General features: G+C 72.9%; 22 protein-coding genes and 4 tRNA genes. 16 read left to right on the top strand and 10 right to left on the bottom strand.

Translation table 11 applies throughout. The features are described 5' to 3' along the window. The first annotated feature begins 158 nt into the window (after nt 1–158). A complete protein-coding gene (locus tag ABFX46_RS31415) occupies nt 159–1,307 on the top strand; it encodes a S1 family peptidase (protein ID WP_346047539.1) in 1,149 nt (382 codons plus the stop codon). Nucleotides 1,308–1,352: 45 nt separating this feature from the next. Here ABFX46_RS31415 and ABFX46_RS31410 read toward each other — a convergent pair whose 3' ends face one another. Further along, on the bottom strand, nt 1,353–2,174 hold the full coding sequence (locus tag ABFX46_RS31410; protein WP_346047538.1) for an SAM-dependent methyltransferase: 822 nt from the start codon (nt 2,172–2,174) through the stop codon (nt 1,353–1,355). Between the two features lie 106 nt (nt 2,175–2,280). Here ABFX46_RS31410 and ABFX46_RS31405 point away from each other — a divergent pair, with 106 nt between their 5' ends. From ABFX46_RS31405 to ABFX46_RS31390, 4 genes are all read left to right on the top strand, one after another. Beyond that, nucleotides 2,281–3,165: an SDR family oxidoreductase gene (locus tag ABFX46_RS31405; protein ID WP_346047537.1), complete on the top strand. Its 885-nt coding sequence runs from the start codon at nt 2,281–2,283 to the stop codon at nt 3,163–3,165. Nucleotides 3,166–3,261: 96 nt separating this feature from the next. Then, nucleotides 3,262–3,831 carry a G5 domain-containing protein gene (locus tag ABFX46_RS31400; RefSeq protein WP_346047536.1) on the top strand — a complete coding sequence of 190 codons (570 nt, stop codon included), beginning with the start codon at nt 3,262–3,264 and terminating at the stop codon, nt 3,829–3,831. A 41-nt stretch (nt 3,832–3,872) separates the two neighbouring features. Further along, nucleotides 3,873–4,181: a P-loop NTPase family protein gene (locus ABFX46_RS31395; protein WP_346047535.1), complete on the top strand. Its 309-nt coding sequence runs from the start codon at nt 3,873–3,875 to the stop codon at nt 4,179–4,181. Then, nucleotides 4,178–4,510, top strand: a complete 333-nt coding sequence (locus ABFX46_RS31390; RefSeq protein ID WP_346047534.1) for an ABC transporter permease — start codon at nt 4,178–4,180, stop codon at nt 4,508–4,510. Before ABFX46_RS31395 ends, ABFX46_RS31390 begins: the two co-directional genes overlap by 4 nt. Before the next feature lie 37 nt (nt 4,511–4,547). Here ABFX46_RS31390 and ABFX46_RS31385 read toward each other — a convergent pair. From ABFX46_RS31385 to ABFX46_RS31375, 3 genes are all read right to left on the bottom strand, one after another. After that, nucleotides 4,548–4,619: transfer RNA gene (locus ABFX46_RS31385), tRNA-Val, on the bottom strand. Between the two features lie 34 nt (nt 4,620–4,653). Next, a tRNA-Cys gene (locus tag ABFX46_RS31380) sits at nt 4,654–4,724 on the bottom strand. A 41-nt stretch (nt 4,725–4,765) separates the two neighbouring features. Next, a tRNA-Gly gene (locus ABFX46_RS31375) sits at nt 4,766–4,837 on the bottom strand. A gap of 143 nt (nt 4,838–4,980) precedes the next feature. Here ABFX46_RS31375 and ABFX46_RS31370 point away from each other — a divergent pair. The 4 genes from ABFX46_RS31370 (at nt 4,981) to ABFX46_RS31355 (ending at nt 10,774) form a co-directional block, all read left to right on the top strand. Then, nucleotides 4,981–5,667, top strand: coding sequence for an ArsR/SmtB family transcription factor (locus tag ABFX46_RS31370; protein WP_346047533.1), 687 nt, complete (start codon nt 4,981–4,983; stop codon nt 5,665–5,667). A 184-nt stretch (nt 5,668–5,851) separates the two neighbouring features. Then, nucleotides 5,852–6,688, top strand: coding sequence for an aminotransferase class IV (locus tag ABFX46_RS31365; RefSeq protein ID WP_346047532.1), 837 nt, complete (start codon nt 5,852–5,854; stop codon nt 6,686–6,688). A gap of 169 nt (nt 6,689–6,857) precedes the next feature. Continuing rightward, nucleotides 6,858–8,054: a PHP domain-containing protein gene (locus ABFX46_RS31360; protein WP_346047531.1), complete on the top strand. Its 1,197-nt coding sequence runs from the start codon at nt 6,858–6,860 to the stop codon at nt 8,052–8,054. Next, nucleotides 8,045–10,774, top strand: coding sequence for a glycoside hydrolase family 38 N-terminal domain-containing protein (locus ABFX46_RS31355; protein ID WP_346047530.1), 2,730 nt, complete (start codon nt 8,045–8,047; stop codon nt 10,772–10,774). The genes ABFX46_RS31360 and ABFX46_RS31355 overlap by 10 nt, the downstream gene beginning before the upstream one ends. A gap of 43 nt (nt 10,775–10,817) precedes the next feature. Here ABFX46_RS31355 and ppgK read toward each other — a convergent pair whose 3' ends face one another. Genes ppgK through ABFX46_RS31340 form a run of 3 tightly spaced genes read right to left on the bottom strand, consistent with a single transcriptional unit; the run spans nt 10,818 to nt 12,753 of the window. Continuing rightward, nucleotides 10,818–11,660: a polyphosphate--glucose phosphotransferase gene (gene ppgK, locus ABFX46_RS31350; RefSeq protein ID WP_346047529.1), complete on the bottom strand. Its 843-nt coding sequence runs from the start codon at nt 11,658–11,660 to the stop codon at nt 10,818–10,820. A gap of 29 nt (nt 11,661–11,689) precedes the next feature. Next, complete coding sequence (locus ABFX46_RS31345) at nt 11,690–12,010, bottom strand: DMT family transporter (RefSeq protein ID WP_346047528.1); 321 nt, start codon at nt 12,008–12,010, stop codon at nt 11,690–11,692. Continuing rightward, nucleotides 12,010–12,753: an SDR family NAD(P)-dependent oxidoreductase gene (locus tag ABFX46_RS31340; RefSeq protein WP_346047527.1), complete on the bottom strand. Its 744-nt coding sequence runs from the start codon at nt 12,751–12,753 to the stop codon at nt 12,010–12,012. Before ABFX46_RS31340 ends, ABFX46_RS31345 begins: the two co-directional genes overlap by 1 nt. 88 nt (nt 12,754–12,841) lie before the next feature. On the opposite strand from ABFX46_RS31340, the gene ABFX46_RS31335 reads away from it, so the two are divergent. Further along, nucleotides 12,842–13,495 (top strand): TetR/AcrR family transcriptional regulator, encoded by a 654-nt coding sequence (locus ABFX46_RS31335; protein WP_346047526.1) that lies wholly within the window; start codon nt 12,842–12,844, stop codon nt 13,493–13,495. A gap of 32 nt (nt 13,496–13,527) precedes the next feature. After that, nucleotides 13,528–14,931 (top strand): Si-specific NAD(P)(+) transhydrogenase, encoded by a 1,404-nt coding sequence (gene sthA / locus ABFX46_RS31330; RefSeq protein WP_346047525.1) that lies wholly within the window; start codon nt 13,528–13,530, stop codon nt 14,929–14,931. Here sthA and ABFX46_RS31325 read toward each other — a convergent pair. Then, nucleotides 14,928–15,341: an SsgA family sporulation/cell division regulator gene (locus ABFX46_RS31325; protein WP_131944314.1), complete on the bottom strand. Its 414-nt coding sequence runs from the start codon at nt 15,339–15,341 to the stop codon at nt 14,928–14,930. The two genes, sthA and ABFX46_RS31325, sit on opposite strands and share 4 nt — an antisense overlap. 268 nt (nt 15,342–15,609) lie before the next feature. Between ABFX46_RS31325 and ABFX46_RS31320 the strand changes: the two genes are divergently transcribed. From ABFX46_RS31320 to ABFX46_RS31310, 3 genes are all read left to right on the top strand, one after another. Next, complete coding sequence (locus tag ABFX46_RS31320; protein WP_163053337.1) at nt 15,610–16,038, top strand: TIGR02611 family protein; 429 nt, start codon at nt 15,610–15,612, stop codon at nt 16,036–16,038. Nucleotides 16,039–16,064: 26 nt separating this feature from the next. Next, nucleotides 16,065–17,045, top strand: coding sequence for an ABC-2 transporter permease (locus ABFX46_RS31315; RefSeq protein WP_346047524.1), 981 nt, complete (start codon nt 16,065–16,067; stop codon nt 17,043–17,045). A gap of 54 nt (nt 17,046–17,099) precedes the next feature. Further along, nucleotides 17,100–17,171, top strand: a tRNA-Val gene (locus ABFX46_RS31310). Between the two features lie 60 nt (nt 17,172–17,231). Here the strand turns inward: ABFX46_RS31310 and ABFX46_RS31305 are convergent. Both ABFX46_RS31305 and ABFX46_RS31300 read right to left on the bottom strand, forming a co-directional pair. Next, nucleotides 17,232–17,720 carry a hypothetical protein gene (locus tag ABFX46_RS31305; protein WP_346047523.1) on the bottom strand — a complete coding sequence of 163 codons (489 nt, stop codon included), beginning with the start codon at nt 17,718–17,720 and terminating at the stop codon, nt 17,232–17,234. Next, entirely contained in the window at nt 17,717–19,528 is a 1,812-nt protein-coding gene (locus ABFX46_RS31300) for a glycoside hydrolase family 15 protein (protein ID WP_346047522.1), read from the bottom strand. Before ABFX46_RS31300 ends, ABFX46_RS31305 begins: the two co-directional genes overlap by 4 nt. A 436-nt stretch (nt 19,529–19,964) precedes the next feature. Here ABFX46_RS31300 and ABFX46_RS31295 point away from each other — a divergent pair, with 436 nt between their 5' ends. Then, a complete protein-coding gene (locus ABFX46_RS31295) occupies nt 19,965–20,252 on the top strand; it encodes an ArsR/SmtB family transcription factor (RefSeq protein ID WP_346047521.1) in 288 nt (95 codons plus the stop codon). Nucleotides 20,253–20,317: 65 nt separating this feature from the next. Further along, nucleotides 20,318–20,691 (top strand): arsenic resistance protein (locus tag ABFX46_RS31290; protein ID WP_428831331.1); only part of this gene is annotated, 374 nt, incomplete at its 3' end.

Here is a 20,691-nt window from a genome sequence, read left to right as displayed (position 1 = left end):
GTGGGGGTGGTGTGCGGGGGCCCTGGTTATTTCACAGCATGATTTAAAGCGTGGATTATGTAGTCGTCAAGGGCGCGGCCGGTATCGGGGGCCCGATTGAACTCCGCCCCGGCGGGGCGCGTATCCCCACGCGAAGATCGACGCCCCCGGGAGGGTTCATGAGCGTGAGGAACAGCCGGCTGCGCACCGCGGTCACGACGACCGCGGCGGCCGCCGGATCCGCCGGGCTCCTCGCCGGCGCGCTGTACGTGGTCCATGCCGAGTCCGGCTCCGGGGCCGCGGCGGGCGGCCGGCAGGCCGGCCTCGTCGGCGACGCGCAGGCCGGGCGGCAGCCCGCCGGACCGGCGGCCGAGCAGGTCACCGGGCAGGCCGCCGCCACCGCCGCCCGGCTCGCCGACCGCCTCGGCGACCGCACGGCCGGCGCCTACATCGACTCCGCGGGACGGCCCGTCGTCACGGTCACCAACGAGGCCGACGCCGCGACCGTCCGCGCGGCGGGCGCCGTCCCGAAGACGACGCGGCGGAGCCCCGCCGAACTGCGCAGGGTCACCGCCGCGCTGCGCAGCTCCTTCGCCGACATCCCCGGCACCGGCTGGGCCGTCGACCCGGCCACCTCGAAGGTCACCATCTGGACGGACGGCTCGGTCACCGGCGCCCGGATGGCCGCCGTCCAGCGCACCGCCCGGCAGCAGGGCACGGCCGTCCGGATGGTGCGCTTCCCCGGCCGCCTGCGCACCCTCGCCCTCGGCGGCGACCCGATCTTCGGGCAGGGCGCCCGCTGCTCGCTGGGCTTCAACGTCACGCGCGGGCAGCAGGACTTCTTCCTCACCGCCGGGCACTGCGGCAACGCGGTGCGGGACTGGACGGCCGACCCGCAGGGCGGGCAGCCCCTCGGCAGCACCGTGCAGAGCAGCTTCCCCGGCAACGACTTCGCGCTCGTCCAGGTCGACCAGGGCGCCGCGGGCGAGGGGGCGGTCAACCTCTACAACGGCCGCGCGGTGGACATCACCCAGGCGGGCGAGGCCGTCGTCGGGCAGCGCGTCGCCCGCAGCGGCAGCACCACCGGCGTCCACACCGGCCGCGTCCTCGCCACCAACGCCACGGTCAACTTCGCCGAGGGCACCGTCACCGGCATGATCCAGACGAACGTCTGCGCGGAGCCCGGCGACAGCGGCGGCCCGCTCTTCGCCGGCGACACCGCCCTCGGTCTCACCTCCGGCGGCTCGGGCGACTGCCGCACCGGCGGCGTCACGTTCTTCCAGCCGGTGACCGAGGCCCTCCAGGCGTTCGACGCCGAGGTCAGCTGACGCGCCGAAGCCCGGCCCGGGCCCGCGCCGCGCGCCGGGCCCGCGTCACGCGCCGCGTACGGCGGCCAGCCCGCCGTACGCGGACACCTCCGCCGGGCCGGGCGCGGGCGGCTCATCGGGGTCGCGCCGCCACTGCGACACCAGGACCACGCCCGGCTCGACGAGGTCGAGGCCGGTGAAGACGAGCCGCTCGAACTCGGCGGCGGTCCGGGGCCGGGTGCGGACGCCGTCGTCCCGGTACCCGGCCGACGCGGGCCGCAGCCGCGGCTCGTGCTCCGGCGTCACATGGGTGGCGAGCACGTAGCTGCCGGGCGGCAGGGCCCCGACGAACGTCCGGACGATCTCCTCCGGCCCCTGGTCGTCGGGGATGAAGTGCAGGATGGCGCTCAGCAGCAGGGCGATCGGCTCGTCGAAGTCGAGCACCTCGCGGACGAGCCGGCTGCCGACGATGGCCTCCGGCTCGCGGATGTCGGCGTCCAGGTACCCGACCTTCCCCCGCGGATCGGACACCATCAGCGCCCGCGCGTGCGCCAGCACGATCGGGTCGTTGTCGACGTAGGCGATGCGCGCCTCCGGCGTGATGCCCTGGACGACCTCGTGCACGTTCGGTGACGTCGGAATGCCCGTGCCGATGTCGAGGAATTGCCGTATTCCGGCCTCCGCGGCAAGAAACCGGACACCGCGCAGCAGGAACCTGCGGTTCTCCTGGGCGCCCACGCGGATGGCGGGAAAAGCCTCCTCGATCTTGCCCGCGGCGATCCGGTCGGCGGCGAAGTTGTCCTTTCCGCCGAGCAGGTAATCGTAGACCCGCGCGGACGACGGATGCGCGGCGTCGACGAGCGGTCGCGAAGCCTCGGGCGGTGACACGTCGGTGGACCTCCAAGCTCCTGGCGCGGGCAAGGATCGGTAGTTTAGTTTAACGGGACACCGGCCCGGCAATTCGCTTTCCGTAATCAACTGATAGAGGAACGTGATGAGGATCGTCATAGCCAGCGCCTCGGGGCAGCTCGCCCGCGCGACCGCCGAATACGTGCTGGAAAAGGTGTCGCCCGATGACCTGATCCTCGTCAGCAGGAATGTCGGCGCACTGGCCGATTTCGCGGACCGGGGCGTGACCGTCCGCTACGGCGACTACGACCGCCCGGAGTCGCTGCCCGCCGCGTTCGAGGGCGGCGAGCGGCTGCTGCTGATCAGCCTGCACGAGCTCGGCCACCGCGTCACCCAGCACGAGAACGCCGTCAACGCGGCGAAGGCGGCGGGCGTGCGGCACATCGTCTACACCTCCTACATCATGGTCGACCCGGCCTGCCCGTCCACGGTCGTCCCCGACCACCTGCGCACCCACGAGCTGCTGGAGGCGTCCGGCCTCGACGTCACCTACCTGCGCAACGGCCTGTACGCGGAGACGCCGGTCACGCAGATCCTGCCGCCGGCGATCGCGCGGGGGATGCTGGTCGACAACACCGACCACGCCCGCGGCGCCTTCGTCCACCGCGACGACTGCGCCGCCGTCGCCGCCGCGGTCCTGACCTCGTCCGGCCACGAGGGCGAGACCTACGACGTCACCGGCCCGGAACTGCTCAGCTTCGCCGACATCACCGCCCTGGCGGCCAAGGTCTCCGGCCGGCCCGTCGCCTACCAGAGCGTGGACGACGCGTCCTTCGAGGCGGGCCTGCGCGAGGCGGGCGTGCCCGACGACGTCCGCGGCATGATCGTCTCCTTCGGCGTCGCCCTCCGGGCCGGCTGGGGCGAGCCCCTCACCGACACCGTCGAGCGCCTCACCGGCCGCCCGGCCCGGCCGATCGTCGACCTGATGGAGCGGCACCGCGCCCTTCTGACGGGCGCCGGAGCGTCCTGACCTCGAACGGCCCGCCCTGACCGCAAGCGGCCTGTGTACCGCATTGACCGGCGGGTCGTCAGGGAGCACGATTCCCTCCACTAAAAGGGGGAAATCGTGAAAAACGCCTTTGTGGTGGTAGTGATCGGCGGGCTTCTGCTCGGGGCCTGCGACGCGAAGGTCGATCCGCCCGCCGGGGTCGCGGCGTCGAGCGCGCCCGGCGGCACGCCGACCAGCGCCTCGGCCGCCGCGGCACCGCCGTCCGCGACCACCCCCGCGGTCGAGAAGCGCACGGTCACCGAGACGCGAAAGATCCCGTACACGACGCGCAAGGTGAGCGATCCGTCGCTCGCCGCCGGGAAGACCAGGGTGCGCAGGCGCGGCGTCGCGGGCGTCAGGACCCTGACTTACACGGTCACTTACACCGGCGGTACGGAAACGTCCCGGAAACTGGTCGGCGCGAAGGTGACGAGGGCGCCCGTCGCCCGCGTCATCGCCGTCGGCACCAAGCGCGCCCGCTCCTGCGATCCCAACTACAGCGGCGCCTGCGTCCCGATCGCGAGCGACGTCGACTGCGCGGGCGGCAGCGGGGACGGCCCCGGCTACGTCAGCGGGCCGGTCCGCGTCGTCGGGAGCGACATCTACGACCTCGACCGGGACGGCGACGGCATCGCCTGCGACACCTGACCGGGCAGGTATGACAGAAGGATCCGCGCAGCAGGCGCACCATGGGGGAGATCATCCGCGAGCTGGTCGCGGAGGGCGCGACCATCTTCCTCACCACGCAGCAGCTGGAGGAGGCCGACCACCTCGCCGACCGGATCGGCGTCCTCGACCGGGGCGGGCTGGTCGCCGAGGGGACGCCCGGGGAGCTCAAGAGCCGGATCCCCGGCGGCCACGTCAGCCTCCAGTTCGCCGACCAGGCGCGACTGGAGGCCGCGGCGGAGGCCGTGGAGGGCGGCACCGCCGATCACGGGAAACTGACCCTGCAGGTCCCGAGCGACGGCGGCGAGAGCGCGCAGGTGACGATTCCATGAGCGCCATCACCTACGCGATCGACGACCTGCAGACGATGGTCGGCCGGGTCCTGAAGCACACGAGGCGCAACCGCTCGACGCTGATCATGACGATCCTGCTTCCGCTGGTCGTCCTCCTGCTGTTCAACTACGGGTTCGGCGGCGCGCTGGACACCGGCGGGGTCGCCTACATCGACTACGTCGTCCCCGGCATCATCCTGATGGGCGCGGGCTACTCGGCCGGCGCCACCGCCGTCGCCGTCAGCACCGACATGAGCGAGGGCATCATCGACCGGTTCCGCACGATGGGTCCGGGGGCACCCCCGGGAAAACAGTGCGGGCCCCGGTGAAGCCGCCCGAAGGCGGCGAGCACCAGAGCCCGACCCGTGGGCGATACTGGGATTGAACCAGTGGCCTCTACCGTGTCAAGGTAGCGCTCTCCCACTGAGCTAATCGCCCGTTTCCGTCGCCTCCGGGGGGAGGTACGGCGTTGAGGTGGAGACGGGATTTGAACCCGTGTACACGGCTTTGCAGGCCGTTGCCTCGCCTCTCGGCCACTCCACCAGAATGAGACCTTCTGGTTCATAGCCTGAAAGGCCCCTCAGAGCGGAAGACGGGATTTGAACCCGCGACCCTCACCTTGGCAAGGTGATGCTCTACCCCTGAGCCACTTCCGCGTGCGCCTTGCGGCGATGAGGAAGACTTTAGCGTGTCGGGGGCCGTTCCCCAAACCGGGTTTCGGGGCGGGTCGCACCGGGATGGTTCGAGGGGCGTCGAAGGATCGGGCGCTTAGGGTCGTGGCATGGGCTCGGAACATGGCGTGAGCGCGGATTTCGCGCCGGTCGCGGCGCTGCTGGCGGATCGGGCGCGCGCGGCGATGCTGACGGCGCTGCTGGACGGGCGGCCGCTCGCGGCGGGGGAGCTGGCGCGGACGGCGGGGGTGAGCGCGCAGACCGCGAGCGCTCATCTGGGGCGGCTGCTGGACGGCGGGTTCGTGACGGTGGTGAAGCAGGGCCGGCACCGGTACTACCGGCTGCGGGACCGGGACGTCGCCGATCTCATCGAGTCGCTGTCGCGGATGAGCCCGCCGGTGGAGGTGCGGAGCCTGCGGCAGTCGCGGGACGCGCGGCGGCTGCACGAGGCGCGGACGTGCTACGACCATCTGGCGGGGGCGGCGGGTGTGGCGTTGTTCGCGGCGCTGGTGGACGGCGGCCTGATCGAGCCGGACGGCGGGACCGCGTTCGAGGTGACGGAGAAGGGCGAGGAGCGCCTGGCCGCGCTGGGCCTGGACGTTCCGGCGCTGCGCCGGGCCCGGCGCCGGTTCGCCTGGCAGTGCCTCGACTGGACGGAGCGGCGCCCGCACCTGAACGGGGCGCTGGGGGCTGCGCTGACCGGCCGGATGATCGAGCTGGGCTGGTTCGAGCGGGGGCCGGCCCGGCGGTCGCTGGTGGTGACGGAGACGGGGCTGGCCGGGCTGGCGGATGCGTTCGGCTGCGTCCTGGCCTGACCGGCGCGGCGTTTCGTCCCGCTTCGACGGGGGCGAGCGGGCCGATGATGCGGAAGAACTCGAACAGCCCGCCCGGTGCGCCGTACTGTGGGCGTCGGGCGGGTGGCCGCGGTGCTCCCGCCGCCCCGCGAGCGGCGCGGGACCGAGTCGGGTGCCGGCTCGGCGAGTGGGAAGGTGGCTTCCGGTGACGGCGCAGGCCAGGATCTGGCTGAACGGGCAACTGGTCGACCCGGAGCGGGCGACGGTGTCGGTCTTCGACCACGGCATGCTGGTCGGGGACGGGATCTTCGAGACGGTGAAGGCGACGAACGGGGTGCCGTTCGCGCTGACCCGGCATCTGCGCCGGCTGGCCCGTTCGGCGGCGGGCCTCGGCCTGCCGGAGCCCGACCACGACGTCCTCGCGCAGGGCACCCTGGAGGTGCTGGCGGCGGCGCCGAAGTGGCCGCTGGCCCGCATCCGCATCACCTACACGAGCGGCCCGGGCCCGCTGGGGTCGGCACGCGGCGCCGAGGGGCCGACGGTGTCGATCATCGTCGGGCCGCAGGACCCGTTCCCGCCGACGGCGGACGTGACGGTCGTGCCGTGGCCGCGCAACGAGCGCGGCGCCCTGTCCGGCCTCAAGACGACGTCGTACGCGGAGAACGCCCTGGCGCTCGCCTACGCCAAGGAGCGCGGCGGCGGCGAGGCGATCTTCGCCAACACCGCGGGGAACCTGTGCGAGGGGACGGGCAGCAACGTCTTCGTCGTGCTCGGCGGCCGGCTCGTGACGCCGCCGCTGTCGTCCGGCTGCCTGGCGGGGGTGACGCGCGCGCTGGCGCTGGAGTGGTTCGGCGGCGAGGAGGAGGACCTCGCGCTGGACGACCTGTACCGCGCGGACGAGGCGTTCCTGACGTCCACGACGCGGGACGTCCAGCCGATCCGGGCCGTGGACGGGACGGTCCTGCCGGCCGCTCCCGGCCCCGTCACGGCGAAGGCCATGGAGGCGTTCGCGGCCCGCTCCGCCGAACTCATGGACCCGTGACCCGGCGAGCGGCCCCCGGAGCGGCCCGCTGACCCCGGAGGGGCCCGCTGACCCCGGAGCAGCCCGCTGACCCCGAACTCGCGGGGTAGCCCCGGACGTCCGGCGGGCAGGTCTCCGTAGGCGAAGGCCGGAGCCCGGCGGCTCCGCCGGGCGAGGACGGGAGACGCGGATGGCGGTGCACCGGGGGCGCTGGAGTCTGGAGGACCGGCTCGAACAGGGGCTTCGCGAACTCCCGTTCGACGTCCCGCCGGGCACGGCATCGGTCACGGTCGAGCTGTCCCATGAGGGCGGCGTCATCGACTTGGGCTGCCATGGCCCGGGCGGGTTCCGCGGCTGGTCGGGTGGGGCGCGCAGCCAGTACACGGTAAGCGCGGGCTGGGCGACCCCTGGATATCTGCCAGGGGAACTGGAACCCGGCACATGGCACGTCTGGCTCGGGCTCCACCGCATACCGCCCGACGGCGTCCCGTATGAGGTCACGGTGACCACGTCGACATCGACACCACCGCGACCGGACGAGACCCCGCCTCCACGGCCGGAACGTCCTCCGCTCCGTGAGTTGCCTGCACCCGACGGCATGCGCTGGCTCGCGGGCGATCTGCACTCCCACACCGTCCACAGCGACGGAACGCTCACCGTCCATGAGCTGGCGTGCCTGGCCGCCTCGCAAGGGCTGGACTACCTCGCGGTGACCGATCACAACACGGTCAGCCACCACGCCGAGCTGCCCGCGGCCGGGGCGCACGCAGGCGTCGTGCTGCTGCCCGGCCAGGAGGTCACCACCGACCTCGGGCACGCGAACGTGTTCGGCGGCACCGGCTGGGTCGACTTCCGGCGGCCGAGCGCCGACTGGGCGTCGTTCGCCGTCGCGCGCGGCGGGCTGATGTCGATCAACCACCCGCTGAGCGGCGACGGCGCCTGGCGCCGTCCACTGCCGCCCGAATGGCGGCCGCGGTTCGCCGAGATCTGGCATTCGTCCTGGTGGGACCGGCGCTGGGGCGCCCCGCTCGCCTGGGCCGAGCTGTGGCGGCCCGGCGGGCTCGTCCCCCTCGGCGGCAGCGACTTCCACGACCCGGCTCAGCTCAAGGCCCTCGGCGAGCCCTGCACCTGGGTGCTCGCGGAGGTCGACGACGTGCTCGGCGGCCTGGTCGCCGGGCGGACGGCCGTGTCCGCCGGACGGGACGCGCCCGTCCTGCTGCGCGTCGAGGGCGAGCTGGTCGCGGTCGGCGGCGACGGGACCGTGCTCGTCGGGCCGGACGGGCGGCGCACCGCCGTCCGCGGCGACCGGGTCCGGATACCGGCGGAGCGTCAGGGCATGCACCGCCTGGAGAGCCACGAGAACGAGGTGATCGCACTGTGCGGGTAGAGAACGCCGAGCGGGCGGCGGGCGCCGAGATCGTCGTCGTGCCGCACACCCACTGGGACCGTGAGTGGTACCTGCCGTTCCAGCGCTTCCGGCTGCGGCTGGTGTCGCTGCTCGACGCCGTCGTCGACCGGATGGAGGCCGATCCGCGGTGGCGCTTCACGCTGGACGGGCAGATGGCGGCGGTCGAGGACTACCTGGAGATCCGCCCCGAACGCCGCGAGAGGGTCGCCGCCCTCGTCCGAGAGGGCCGGCTCGCGGTCGGGCCCTGGCAGATCCTCCACGACGAGTTCCTGTGCTCGGGGGAGAACATCGTCCGGAACCTGGAGCTCGGCATGCGGGGCGCGCGGGAGCTGGGCGCCGCGATGATGGTCGGCTACCTGCCCGACCAGTTCGGGCACTGCGCGCAGATGCCGCAGATCCTGCGGCTCGCCGGGATCGAGCACGCGTGCGTGTGGCGGGGCGTCCCGGACCGGGTCCGGTCCTGCGCGTTCGGGTGGGAGGCGCCCGACGGGACGGCCATCCGCACCCGCTACCTGCCCGAGGGCGGCTACGGCAACGCCGCTTCGATGTTCGAGGAGTCCGGGGACGGCCCGTCGCCGCCGCCCGGCCGGATCGCCGGGTTCGCCGAGGCGATGGGCCGCTGGTCCCCGCACGGCGGCCCGCTGCTGGCCATGTACGGCGCCGACCACACCGCGCCGGCCGCCGACCTCGCCGACCGGATCGCCGCCGCCGGCCCAGGCATGCGGCTGGACACGCTCGCCGGCTTCTTCGCGGGGGAGAGGACCGCCCTCGACGGGCTGCCGCACGTCCGCGGCGAGCTGCGCTCGCACGCCCGCGCCAACATCCTGCCGGGCGTGATCTCCGCCCGCGTCCGGCTCAAGCAGCTGATGGGGCTCGCCGAGCGGCGCGTCGAGCGGTACGCCGAGCCGCTGACCGCGCTCTGGTACGCGGGCGACGCGCAGGCGTTCCTCGACCTGGCGTGGCGGCGGCTCATCGAGGCGAGCTGCCACGACTCGGTCACCGGCTGCGGCTGCGACGAGACCGCCGAGCAGGTCGCCGCGCACATGGCCGAGGCCGACCAGCTCGGCCGCGCCGTCTGCGACCTCGTCACCGCCGAGCGGGCCGCGTCCGTCCCGCTCGGCTCGCACCTGGTGTTCAACCCGACCCCGGACCGCCGCACCGGCCTGGTCACCCTGGACATCCCGTGCGAAGGGGAGCCGGGGCTGGTGACCGGGGACGGGTGGCCGGTGCCCGTGCAGACGATCGAGATCGCGCCGACGGTGCTGGACGACGCCGTCCACCCGGCCTCCGAGCTGCCGGTCCTGCTGGAGCGGGTGTACGGGCGGGTGCTGTACGGGCAGGAGATCCGCGACTGGTCGGTGTCGCGGGACGAGCGCACGCTCACCTTCCGCGTGACGTCCCGCGCGGACGTCCCGTTCGACCTCGGCGAGGTGCGGGAGGCGCTGCGCGGCGCGGAGGGGGCGTGGCGCGTCCGGATCCTGGCCGACCCGCGCCGCACCGTCGCCGCGCTGGTCGACGTGCCGCCGCTCGGCCTGACCACCCTGCGCCCGGTGCCGGCCCCGGGGCCCGAGGAGGGCCCGGTGGCGCTGGAGGGGAGCGTCCTCGACAACGGGCTGCTGCGCGCGGAGGTGCACGCCGACGGCACGCTCGGGCTGCGCACCCCGTCCGGCCGCGTCATCGAGGGCGTCGGGCGGATCGTGGACGGCGGCGACCTGGGCGACACCTACAACTACGCGCCGCCCGCCGACGACCGGATCGTCGGCGACCCGCTGACCGTGGAGGTCGAACGCGTGTCGGACGGCCCGCTCGTCGCCGCTTTCGACATCATCCGCACCTACCGGTGGCCCCGCGGCGGCGACCTGGAGCGCGACGCCCGCTCCGCGGCCGAGGAGGACGTGACCGTCACCGTCCGCGCCGAACTGCGCGCCGGCGAGCCGTTCCTGCGGCTGCGCGCCGCGTTCGACAACCGCTGCGACGACCACCGCGTCCGGCTGCACCTGTCCCTGCCGCGCCGGGCGGACTCCTCGTTCGCGGAGGGCCAGTTCGCGATCACCGAGCGCGGGCTGACGGCCGAGGGCGGCTTCGGGGAGCGCCCCGTGCCGACGTATCCGGCGTCCGGGTTCGTCGCCGCGGGCGGCATCGCGGTCCTGCTGGAGCACGCGACCGAGTACGAGATCACCGGCGCCGGGCGGGAGATGGCCCTCACCCTGCTGCGCGCCGTCGGCCACCTGTCCCGGGACCGCAACGCCTACCGGGACCAGCCCGCCGGGCCGCAGCTCCCCACCCCGGGCGCGCAGTGCCGCGGCGAGCGGGCGGTCGGGATGGCCGTCCTGCCCTACGACGGCGAACGGCCCGGCGGCGACGTCCTCCGGGCGGCCGAGGCGTACCGGCACGACCTGCTCACCGCCGCCGGTTACGGGCACGCGTCCGCCGTCCCGCCGGCGTCCCGGGAGGGCATCGCCATCACCGGGGACGGCGTGGTCATGACCTCGCTGCGGGCCCGCGACGGCTGGACCGAGACCCGCATGGTCGCCCAGTGCACCGAGCCGACCACGGCCGTCCTGCGCGGGGACTTCACCGAGGCCGTCCGCGTCGACCTGCGCGGGCGCCCCGGCATCCCGCTCGACGTCCACGCCGGGACGGCCGCGCTGGCGCTGCGGCCCCGGGAGATCGCGACCGTGCGGTTCAGGACCTCGTAGCGGCGTCCGACGGCGCGTCGGCGGGCGGTCTCGGCGGGCGGTCTCAGCGGGCGGCTTCGGCGGTGCCGCGCTCGGCCTGCGCCCCGCCGGTCGCCCCGGACGCCCGGACCCGGTGCGGCGCCGGCGCGGCGGTCTCCGCCGGATGCGCGGCGGCCGCCGCCATCGCCGCCCCGACGATCCCCGCGTTGTTCACCAGCCGCGCCGGGACGATCTCCGCGCGCACCCCCTCGATCAGCGGCAGGAACTGCGCGGACTTGCGGCTCACCCCGCCGCCCACGATGATCAGCGACGGGGAGATCAGCGCCTCCAGGTGCGCCATGTACTCGCCGAGCCGCCGCGCCCACCGGTGCCAGCCGAGGCCCTCCTCGGTGCGCGCCTTGGCGGACGCGCGCAGTTCGGCGTCCCGCCCGTTGATCTGGATGTGCCCGAACTCGGTGTTCGGGACGAGGACCCCGTCGGTGAACAGCGCGCTGCCGATGCCGGTGCCGAGCGTCAGCACGACGACGGTGCCGCGCCGGCCGCGTCCGGCGCCGAGGCGCATCTCCGCGACCCCGGCCGCGTCCGCGTCGTTGAGCAGCGTGATCTCCCGGCCGGTGGCGTCCGCGAACAGCGACGCCGCGTCCACCCCGAGCCAGCGCTTGGACACGTTCGCCGCCGACATCGCCACACCGTCGATCACCACGCCGGGGTAGGTGACGCCCACCGGGCCGTCCCAGCCGAAGTGGTCCACGATCTGGGCGATGACCTTCGCGACCGGCTTCGGCCGGGCCGGCCGCGGCGTCTCGATCCGGAACCGCTCCCGCGCGAACCCGCCGTCGGACAGATCGACCGGCGCCCCCTTGATCCCCGAACCGCCGATGTCGATCCCGAGCATCTCCCTGGCCATGCCCTCACTCTGCCCGATCTTCGCCGGGGCTAAGAGTTCTCGGCGAACTGCAGGCCCACGACGCCGACGATGATCAGCGCCAGGAACCCCACGCGGGCGGGGGAGGTGCTCTCGTCGAACACGATCATGCCGACCACGGCGACGCCGAGCGCGCCGAGGCCGGTGAAGACCGCGTAGGCGGTGCCGACCGGCAGGGTGCGCAGCGACAGCGACAGCACGACCACGCTGAGCAGCGCGATTGTGAGGCCGATGGCCGTCGGCCACGGCTTGGACAGGCCGTCCGACTCCTTCAGCGCCGTCGCCCACACCAGCTCCATCAGCGACGCGATCAGCAGGAAGACCCACGCCATCAGGCCGCGTACCCCCCGTCGACCGCGATCGCCGCACCCGTGACGAAGTCGCCTCCCGGACCCGCCAGATGCGCGACCATCGCGGCGATCTCCTCGGCCCGCGCGTACCGGCCGAGCGCCGTGAAACCCCGCTCGAACTCGGCGTCGGGGGAGTCGGCCGGGTTCATCTCGGTGTCGGTGGAGCCGGGCTGCACCACGTTCGCGGTGATCCCGCGCGGCCCGAGGTCGCGGGCGAGGCCGCGCGTGAGGCCGGTCAGCGCGGACTTGCTCATCGCGTACAGCGTCCACCCCGGGTACGGGACGCGCTCGGCCAGGCTGCTGCCGATGTTGACGATCCGCCCGCCGGGTCCGAGGTGGCGGGCCGCGGCCTGCGCCGCCACGAACGCCGCCCGGACGTGCACGTCGATCGTCAGGTCCAGCTCCTCGGCCGTAACGTCCTCCAGCGGCCCGTTCGGCGCGATCCCGGCGTTGTTGACCAGGATGTCGAGCCGTCCGAACTCGGCGGCGACGCGGTCCACGGCCGCCGCCGAGGCGGCCGGGTCGGCCGCGTCCGCGGCGATCGCCAGCCCGCGCCGGCCCGCCGCCTCGATCTCGCGGACCACCGCCGCGGCCCGCTCCGGGGCCCGCAGGTACGTCACCGCGACGTCCGCGCCGTCCCGTGCGAGGCGCAGGGCGATCGCGGCGCCGATGCCGCGCCCGCCGCCCGTGACCAGGGCCGTCCGTCCCTCAAGCTGTGCGCTCATCCCGTCCTCCGGGTTAAACGGAAAAGTTTCCGATTAGCGAGCTTAACCGGAGTATCCTCCGGATACAACGACCGTTACGCTGCCGTCTGTGCCGAAAGGGGACCCGATGCGGGAGCTGCGCGTCGTCGGAGGCCCGACCCCCGAGCGCGCCGACGCCGCGCTCAACCGGCGCCGCATCGTGCGCGCCGCCGCCGACCTGATCGCCCGGCACGGCCCCGAGGCCGTCTCCATGGACGAGGTCGCGCGGGCCGCCGGCGTCGGCGTCGGCACCGTCTACCGGCGCTTCGGCGACCGCGCCCGGCTCGTCTACGCGGTGATCGACGACCGCGAGCGCGCCTTCCAGGACGCGTTCATCCACGGGCCGCCGCCGCTCGGGCCCGGCGCGCCCGCGCCCGAGCGCCTGCGCGCCTTCCTGCACGCGCTCGCCGACCGCACCGAGGCGCAGGCCGAACTGCTGGTCATGGCCGAGTCGGGGCCGCCGGACGCCCGCTTCCGGGACGGCTCGTACGGGCTCTACCACATGCACCTGGCCATGCTCCTCGGCCGGATGCGCCCCGGCGCGGACACCGCCTACCTCGCCGACGCGCTCCTCGCGCCGCTCGCCGCGAACCTGTTCCTCTACCAGCGGCGGACGCGGGGCATGCCGCTCGACCGCGTCAAGGCCGGCCTGGACGCCCTGATCGCGGGCCTGGTCCCCGTCCTGAACCGGACGGTTCATGATCCGTCCGGCGAAAGCCTTTAACGGGACCGGGACGTACCGCCAGACTGGAGGGCGTGAACGACTTCGACCTCCTCGTGCTCGGATCCGGCCCCGGCGGGCAGCGCGCGGCCATCGCCGCCGCCAAGCTCGGCCGCAAGGTGGGCATCGTCGACCGCCGCGACATGATCGGCGGCGTCTGCATCAACACCGGGACGATCCCGTCCAAGACGATGCGCGAGGCCGTCCTGTACCTGACGGGCCTCAACCAGCGCGAGCTCTACGGGCAGAGCTACCGGGTCAAGGACGACATCACCGTCGCCGACCTCGGGATGCGCACCCAGCACGTCATCGGCCGGGAGACCGACGTCGTCCGCAGCCAGCTCGCCCGCAACCGCGTCACCGTGCTGGCGGGCACCGGGCGGTTCCTGGAGCCCAACGCGATCGGGATCACCGGCACCGGCGACCGGGAGCAGAAGGTCACCGCCGACCGCATCGTGATCGCCACCGGCACCCGCCCCGCCCGGCCCGACACCGTCGCCTTCGACGACCGGACGATCATCGACTCCGACGGCATCATCAACATGGACCGCATCCCGGAGACCATGGTCGTCGTCGGCGCCGGCGTCATCGGCATCGAGTACGCCTCGATGTTCGCCGCGCTCGGCACCAAGGTCACCGTCGTCGAGCGCCGCGAGCGCATGCTGGACTTCTGCGACCTGGAGATCGTCGAGGCGCTCAAGTACCATCTGCGCGACCTCGCCGTCACGTTCCGGTTCCGCGAGGCCGTCGCGTCCGTCGAGCGGATGCCGAACGGGGCGATCACCGTCCTGGAGAGCGGCAAGCGCATCCCCGCCGACACCGTCATGTACTCGGCCGGGCGGCAGGGCATGACCGACGACCTGTGCCTGGACGCCGCCGGCCTCGCCGCCGACCACCGCGGCCGGATCAAGGTCGACGCCGACTACCGCACCGAGGTCCCGCACATCTACGCGGTCGGCGACGTGATCGGCTTCCCGTCCCTCGCCGCCACCTCCATGGAGCAGGGCCGCCTCGCCGCGCACCACGCCTGCGGCGAGCCCGTCTCGGAGATCAACGAGACGCAGCCCATCGGCATCTACACGATCCCCGAGATCAGCTTCGTCGGCCGCACCGAGGACGCCCTCACCGAGGCCAAGGTCCCGTTCGAGGTGGGCGTCTCCCGCTACCGCGAGCTGGCCCGCGGCCAGATCATCGGCGACTCCTACGGGATGCTGAAGCTCCTGGTCTCACCCGAGGACCGGCGGCTCCTCGGCGTCCACGTCTTCGGCACCGGCGCCACCGAGCTCGTCCACATCGGGCAGACGGTCATGGGCTGCGGCGGCACCGTCGACTACCTGGTCAACGCCGTGTTCAACTACCCGACGCTCGCCGAGTCCTACAAGGTCGCCGCCCTGGACGCGATGAACAAGATGCGCCACATCGCCCGCCTGTCCGGCTAGGACGGCCAGAGCAGGTTCTCCAGCTCGGCGTCGATGTCGATGAACTCGCTCTCTTCGCCCGCGGGCACCGCCTGGTACGTCCGGTGCAGGAAGTCGGCGAGCGGCGACAGCGGCACCTCGAACAGCGCGTCCCCGAACGGGGACGACAGCGCGATGTTGAGCGAGCCGTCGTCGTCGGCGGGCCAGACCTCGACGTCCCCGTCCCCGACCCTGCGCACGATGCCGACCGTGAGGAGCTCCCTGGCGAAGATCCACTCCACGGGCTCGTCGTCGCCCACGTAGAAGGCCATCCGGATCGCGTACGGGTCGTCGGCCGCGTACTCGAGCCCGGCGAGCAGGGGGACGGTCGTGCGGTCGGGGACGACGAGACGAAGGCCCAGCTGCGCTGAGACGGTGGTACTGCTGTTCATGGCCATTCCCTCTTACGTCGGTCCCGCTGGCTCGCGGGGTGCTCCGGTCGGGCGGTTACTCCCTCTCACGGACATCCCCGCGATCTATGACGCCTAACTGCCTTATCCCGGCCGAACATTCCGCCGCCCCCGGCGCCTGTGACCCATCTCACCGTAGCAAAACCTACTCCTGACCTGCGCAAAGGCCGATCTTGCGTGGATCTGTCCCGGGTGCGGCGCGCCCCGTCCGGCGTCGCCGTGACCATGACACCTGGCTTAAGGTAAATCCGTGGCAATCAATGATGAAAAGGTCGCCCCGCCTCCGGAGGAACCCGGCCTGTTCCACCGCTTCCGCGCCCGCGTGCGGCGCAACCCGCTGCTGAACACCGCCTGGCGCGCGGGCGTCTTCGCCGTCGGCGCGACCGTCCTCATCGGCGGCCTCGTCATGATGATCACCCCCGGACCGGGCCTGCTCGGCATCGTCATCGGCCTCGCGATCCTCGCCACGGAGTTCGCCTGGGCCCAGCGCGCCCTGCACCGCGCCAAGACCGCCGCCGACCGCGCCAAGGAGAAGGCCTTCGACCCCCGCAAGCGCCGCCGCAACACCATCCTCGGCGGGGTCACCACGGTCCTCCTGGCCGCCGCCGTGGCCGGCTACCTGGCCGTCTACGGCCTGACCTTCCCCTGGAAGATCGAAGACCCCACCTTCTGGACCTGACCCACGCGGTCACCTAACGTGACCATGTGGACAGCATCCGTGACCGGTGGGCGGCCTTCCGTACGTCTCCGTATCTTCCGGCCACCATCCTGCTGTTCATCCTCAGCATCGCCGCGGGCATGTTCGCCGGCTCCTACAGCTACGCCATGGCCAACCCGGAGCCCCGCCACCTGCCCTTGGCCGTGACGGGCCAGGGCGACTCCGCCGCCTTCCTGCACGCCCTCGACCAGCGCCTGAAGTCGTCCCTGGACGTCCGCCAGTACGGCACCTACGCCGAGGCCCGCGAAGCCGTCGAGGAACAGCGCGCCTTCGCGATCGTCGCCCTCCAGGGCCAGGGCGTCACACTCGACATCGCCGCCGCGTCCGGCGCCTCCGTCGCCCGCCTGCTGGCCCAGGCGGCCCCCGCCGCGGGCACCGCCGCCGGCGTCCCCGTCCAGGTCCGCGACATCAAGCCCCTGCAGCCCACCGACCCGCAGGGCCTCGCCATCTTCTACATCTCCCTCGCCGCCGTCATCGTCGGCTTCGTCGGCGCCATCCAACTCAACGTCCACGCCGACCTCGCCCCCGTCCCCCGCATAGCCTTCACCGCCGCCTACGCCATGCTCGGCGGCTTCACCATCTGCGCGGTGGTCGACCACCTCCTAGGCGTCCTGGACCTCCCCTTCACCGAGTCGTGGGCGATCTCATCCCTCACCATGTTCACCACCGGCATGGTCTTCACGATGTTCAACGCCCTCTTCGGCCGCTGGGCCATGATCCCCACCTGGGGCCTCATGGTCGTGATCGGCAACCCGTCCTCCGGCGGCGCCGTCTCCTGGCCCCTCCTCCCGTCCCCCCTCGGCCTGGTCGGCCGCTGGCTCCCACCCGGAGCCTCCGTCAACGCCCAGCACACGGCCATCTACTACCACGACCACCAGCAGCCCCAGCCGTTCCTCACCCTGGCCGCCTGGGCCGTGACCGGCACCGCCGTCTTCCTCGCCTGGCACCACCGCCACCCGACCCCCTGACCGCGCGCGACCACCCCCCAACATGCGCTAGAGTTTCCGACGTCGGAACACCGGGGGCGATTAGCTCAGTGGGAGAGCGCTTCGTTCACACCGAAGAGGTCACTGGTTCGAACCCAGTATCGCCCACCCAGTTCTTGCGGGGCGTCCGCTGCTCGCCGATGCCCGTCTGGGCGGCGGTGAGTTGGGTTATCCGTGGGGTGTGAGTGCGGTGAAGCCTCCTACGATGGCGCCGAAGCCCGCATGGGCTAGGACGGTGACCAGGGGCGTGCTCGGCCCGTAGTTGAGCATGAGGAAGCCCGGAGGTTCCAGCAGGGCGACCTTGGGAGCGCTGGTCAGCGGGCTGCCCATCCGCGGGTGCACCAGCGGCAGCAGGATGTTCACCAGCGCCGTGCCGGCGAACGTGCCGTGCACCAGACCGAAGAGCGCCCCGAGCCACCAGCCGGCGTGGCCGATGGCGAGGAAGACGGCGTAGTAGACGAACGCGAACAACTCGCCGTTGGCGAAGTGCATGAGATAGCCGATCGCCTTGGCGCGGGCCCGGTTCGCGGTCACGGCGGTGCCGAGCAGGAACGGCAGGTCCATCCGGGTCAGCTTGAACTCGCCGGCGGCCCGCAGGACGGTGGTCAGTACCAGCGTCCCGGCGAAGGCGCCCGCGGCGGTTCCCCACGCGTTCACGCTGCCGCCTCCCCGGCGGCCGAGGAGATGGCGCACGCGGCATTGATCAACGCCAGGTGGCTCAGCCCCTGGGGCAGGTTGCCCAGGAAGGCGCCGGTGCCCGGGTCGATCTCCTCGGCGTACAGGCCGACGTCGTTGGCCAGCCCGACCAGGTCGTCCATCAGCGCGACGGCCTGGTCGAGGCGCCCGGTCAGGGCGAGGCACTCGGCCAGCCAGAAGGAGCAGGCCAGGAACGCGCCTTCGGTGCCGGACAGCCCGTCCTCGCCGGAGTACCGGTCGACGAACGGGCCGTGCCGCAGCTCCCGGCCCACGGCGTCCACCGTGGCGCGCATCCGGGGATCATCGGGTCGCGCGTAGCCGTGCAGGAGGCCGAGCAGGACGGCGGCGTCCAGCTCCGAGCCTCCGGCGGAACGCGTGTAGCAGCCGCGGCCGGGAGAGAAGCAGCGCGTCTCGACGAAGTCGCGGATCTGGGCGCGGCCGCGCCGCCAGCGGTCCGAACCGCGGCCTGGGATCAGCCCGCGCTCGCACAGGTCGATGGCCCGGTCGAGCGCCACCCAGCACATCATCTTCGAATGCGTGAAGTGCAGGGGAGCGCTGCGGACCTCCCAGATGCCCGAGTCCGTCCACCGCCAGGCGTCGCAGACGAAGTCGGCCAGCTCGGCCAGCCGCCGGGCGAGGTCGGCGTCCAGCCGTCCGGTGGCGCGGGCGTAGAGCCAGCCGGTCTGCAGCAGCTCACCGTAGGTGTCCAGCTGGACCTGGGCGCCCGCCGCGTTGCCGATCCGCACCGGCGCGGAATCTCGGTACCCCCGCAGGGGCGATGTGCGTTCCGGGGTGCGGCCGCCGCCGTCCAGCCGGTAGAGGACGCGCAGCCGCGGATGCGTGAGCTGGGTGGCGTGCATGAGCCACCAGAAGTAGGCGTGCGCATCGGCGGAGCAGCCCAGCCGCAGCAGCGCGTGGAGGGTGAAGACCGAGTCGCGGACCCAGGAGAAGCGGTAGTCCCAGTTGCGTTCGCCCCCGACGTGTTCTGGCAGCGACGTCGTCACCGCGGCGGCGATCGCCCCGGAGGGCGCGAAGATCAGCAGTTTGAGCGCCAGCGCGCTGCGCAGCACGGCGTCCCGCCACCTGCCCTCGTACGCGCGTTCCCGCGCCCAGCCCTGCCAGGCCGCGACGGTGTGCTCCATGCGCGCGTCGCATTCGGACCGGGTCGGCAGGACGAGCGGTTCCTGGTGCGCGAAGGCCAGGGCCAGCAGGGCGCTCCGTCCCCGCCCGAGTTCGAGGCGCCCGCTGATCGCCCCGTCGGCGCACTCCGGCTCACCCGCGTCCCAGCCGCAGACCGCCAGCGCGTCCGCGCCGGACGCCACCACCGGCACACCGGCGCGCCACCTGACCCGTGGACGGCGGCCGCCGTAACCGAACCGCGGCCGCACGCTCCAGCGCAACGGCACGGTCCCGGCCACCCCGTCGAGGCGCCGCTGCAGCTCCCGCATCGGCCCCAGCGTCCCGCCGCCCTCCAGGGTCAGCGCGTCGGTGACCCGCACACTGCCGCGTCCGGTGGTGAACGTGGTCTCCAGGACGTTCGTCCCCGGCAGGTAGCGGCGCGCGACCGTGAAGGGCTCCGTCGGCTCCAGCAGGAAGCAGCCGCCCCGGGCGGGGTCCAGGACGGCGGCGAACACCGACGGAGAGTCCAGGTCCGGTGTTCCCAGCCAGTCCACGGACCCGTCGGCGGCGACCAGCGCGGCGGTCCGCCCGTCCCCGATCACCGCGTAGTCGCGCAGCCGGACGTAGCCGCCGCTCCGGAGGACCGTCATGCGTCCGGACCGCCCGAGCCGTCACCGGCGAGGTCGGCGGTTTCGAGGCACTGATGCTGCCGCTCGGTCACGTTGCGTTACTTGCCCTGCCCTCCCCATATGACTCCACCGGCGGGGAACTCCGGTCCCTCAGGCGGCGGACGCGATTGTGTAACCGGCCTGTGCCGCGCTGAGCCGGCCTTTGACCGCTCGCGCGTCCGCCACGGTCGTCATCCTGGAAAGTTGCCGCGTAGTGCCAGTCGGCGTGACCATCACACGCTGGAGCGCGCCCGGTCTGCCGGCGTGACGTGGCTCAGTGCGATGCGGATGCCGATCGCGATGGTGAACGCCGGGGGGTAGCCGTCCGGGGGAGTCACGGCCGGTCCGGGGGCTGACCACGGTGGCTCCCTGAGCTGTCTTGTATCATTCGCGCGTGATGTCCGTACAGGCTGATGTGTTGAGGTTGCTGGCCGATCCGCTCCGTGCGCGGATCGTGTCGCTGCTGGCTGTCGAGGCGTTGTGCACCTGCCATCTCGTTGAGGAGACCGGGGCCAAGCAGACCAACATCTCCAACCACCTGCGGGCGCTGCGCGAGGCCGGGCTGGTGGACACCGAGCCCTGCGGGCGGTTCACCTACTACCAGCTGCGTCCCGAGGCGTTGGAGCACCTGGCTTCCGAACTCGGTGAGTTGGCGGCCGCCGCCCGCGAGGCCCAGACCCTCCGGCGGAAGAGGCCGTGCACGTGACCAGCACGCAGGACGCCGGCGCCGCCACACGTCCGCAGGAGTCGGGGGTGGTGGCCGGGCTGTCGATGCTCGACCGGTTCCTGCCGGTGTGGATCATCGCGGCGATGGTGCTCGGCCTCGGGCTGGGACGCGCCGTTCCCGGACTGGACGACGCGCTGGCCGAGGTCGAGGCCGGCGGGATCTCACTGCCGATCGCCCTCGGCCTGCTGGTGATGATGTACCCGGTGCTGGCCAAGGTCCGCTACGACCGGCTCGACACCGTCACCGGCGACCGCCGCCTCATGCTGACCTCACTGCTGCTCAACTGGGTGATCGGCCCGGCGGTGATGTTCGCGCTGGCCTGGATCTTCCTGCCGGACCTGCCCGAGTACCGCACCGGCCTGATCATCGTCGGGCTGGCCCGCTGCATCGCGATGGTCATCATCTGGAACGACCTGGC

The organism is Actinomadura chokoriensis, from assembly GCF_039529475.1.
In the GTDB taxonomy this organism is placed as follows: domain Bacteria; phylum Actinomycetota; class Actinomycetes; order Streptosporangiales; family Streptosporangiaceae; genus Spirillospora; species Spirillospora bangladeshensis.
This window is presented reverse-complemented; position numbering and strand designations above follow the sequence as displayed.

Coding starts and splice junctions, on each gene's coding strand:
- ABFX46_RS31415 (WP_346047539.1), top strand. CDS start 159: ATGAGCGTGAGGAACAGCCGGCTGCGCACCGCGGTCACGACGACCGCG.
- ABFX46_RS31405 (WP_346047537.1), top strand. CDS start 2,281: ATGAGGATCGTCATAGCCAGCGCCTCGGGGCAGCTCGCCCGCGCGACC.
- ABFX46_RS31395 (WP_346047535.1), top strand. CDS start 3,873: ATGGGGGAGATCATCCGCGAGCTGGTCGCGGAGGGCGCGACCATCTTC.
- ABFX46_RS31390 (WP_346047534.1), top strand. CDS start 4,178: ATGAGCGCCATCACCTACGCGATCGACGACCTGCAGACGATGGTCGGC.
- ABFX46_RS31360 (WP_346047531.1), top strand. CDS start 6,858: ATGGCGGTGCACCGGGGGCGCTGGAGTCTGGAGGACCGGCTCGAACAG.
- ppgK (WP_346047529.1), bottom strand. CDS start 11,660: ATGGCCAGGGAGATGCTCGGGATCGACATCGGCGGTTCGGGGATCAAG.
- ABFX46_RS31345 (WP_346047528.1), bottom strand. CDS start 12,010: ATGGCGTGGGTCTTCCTGCTGATCGCGTCGCTGATGGAGCTGGTGTGG.
- ABFX46_RS31340 (WP_346047527.1), bottom strand. CDS start 12,753: ATGAGCGCACAGCTTGAGGGACGGACGGCCCTGGTCACGGGCGGCGGG.
- ABFX46_RS31325 (WP_131944314.1), bottom strand. CDS start 15,341: ATGAACAGCAGTACCACCGTCTCAGCGCAGCTGGGCCTTCGTCTCGTC.
- ABFX46_RS31300 (WP_346047522.1), bottom strand. CDS start 19,528: ATGACGGTCCTCCGGAGCGGCGGCTACGTCCGGCTGCGCGACTACGCG.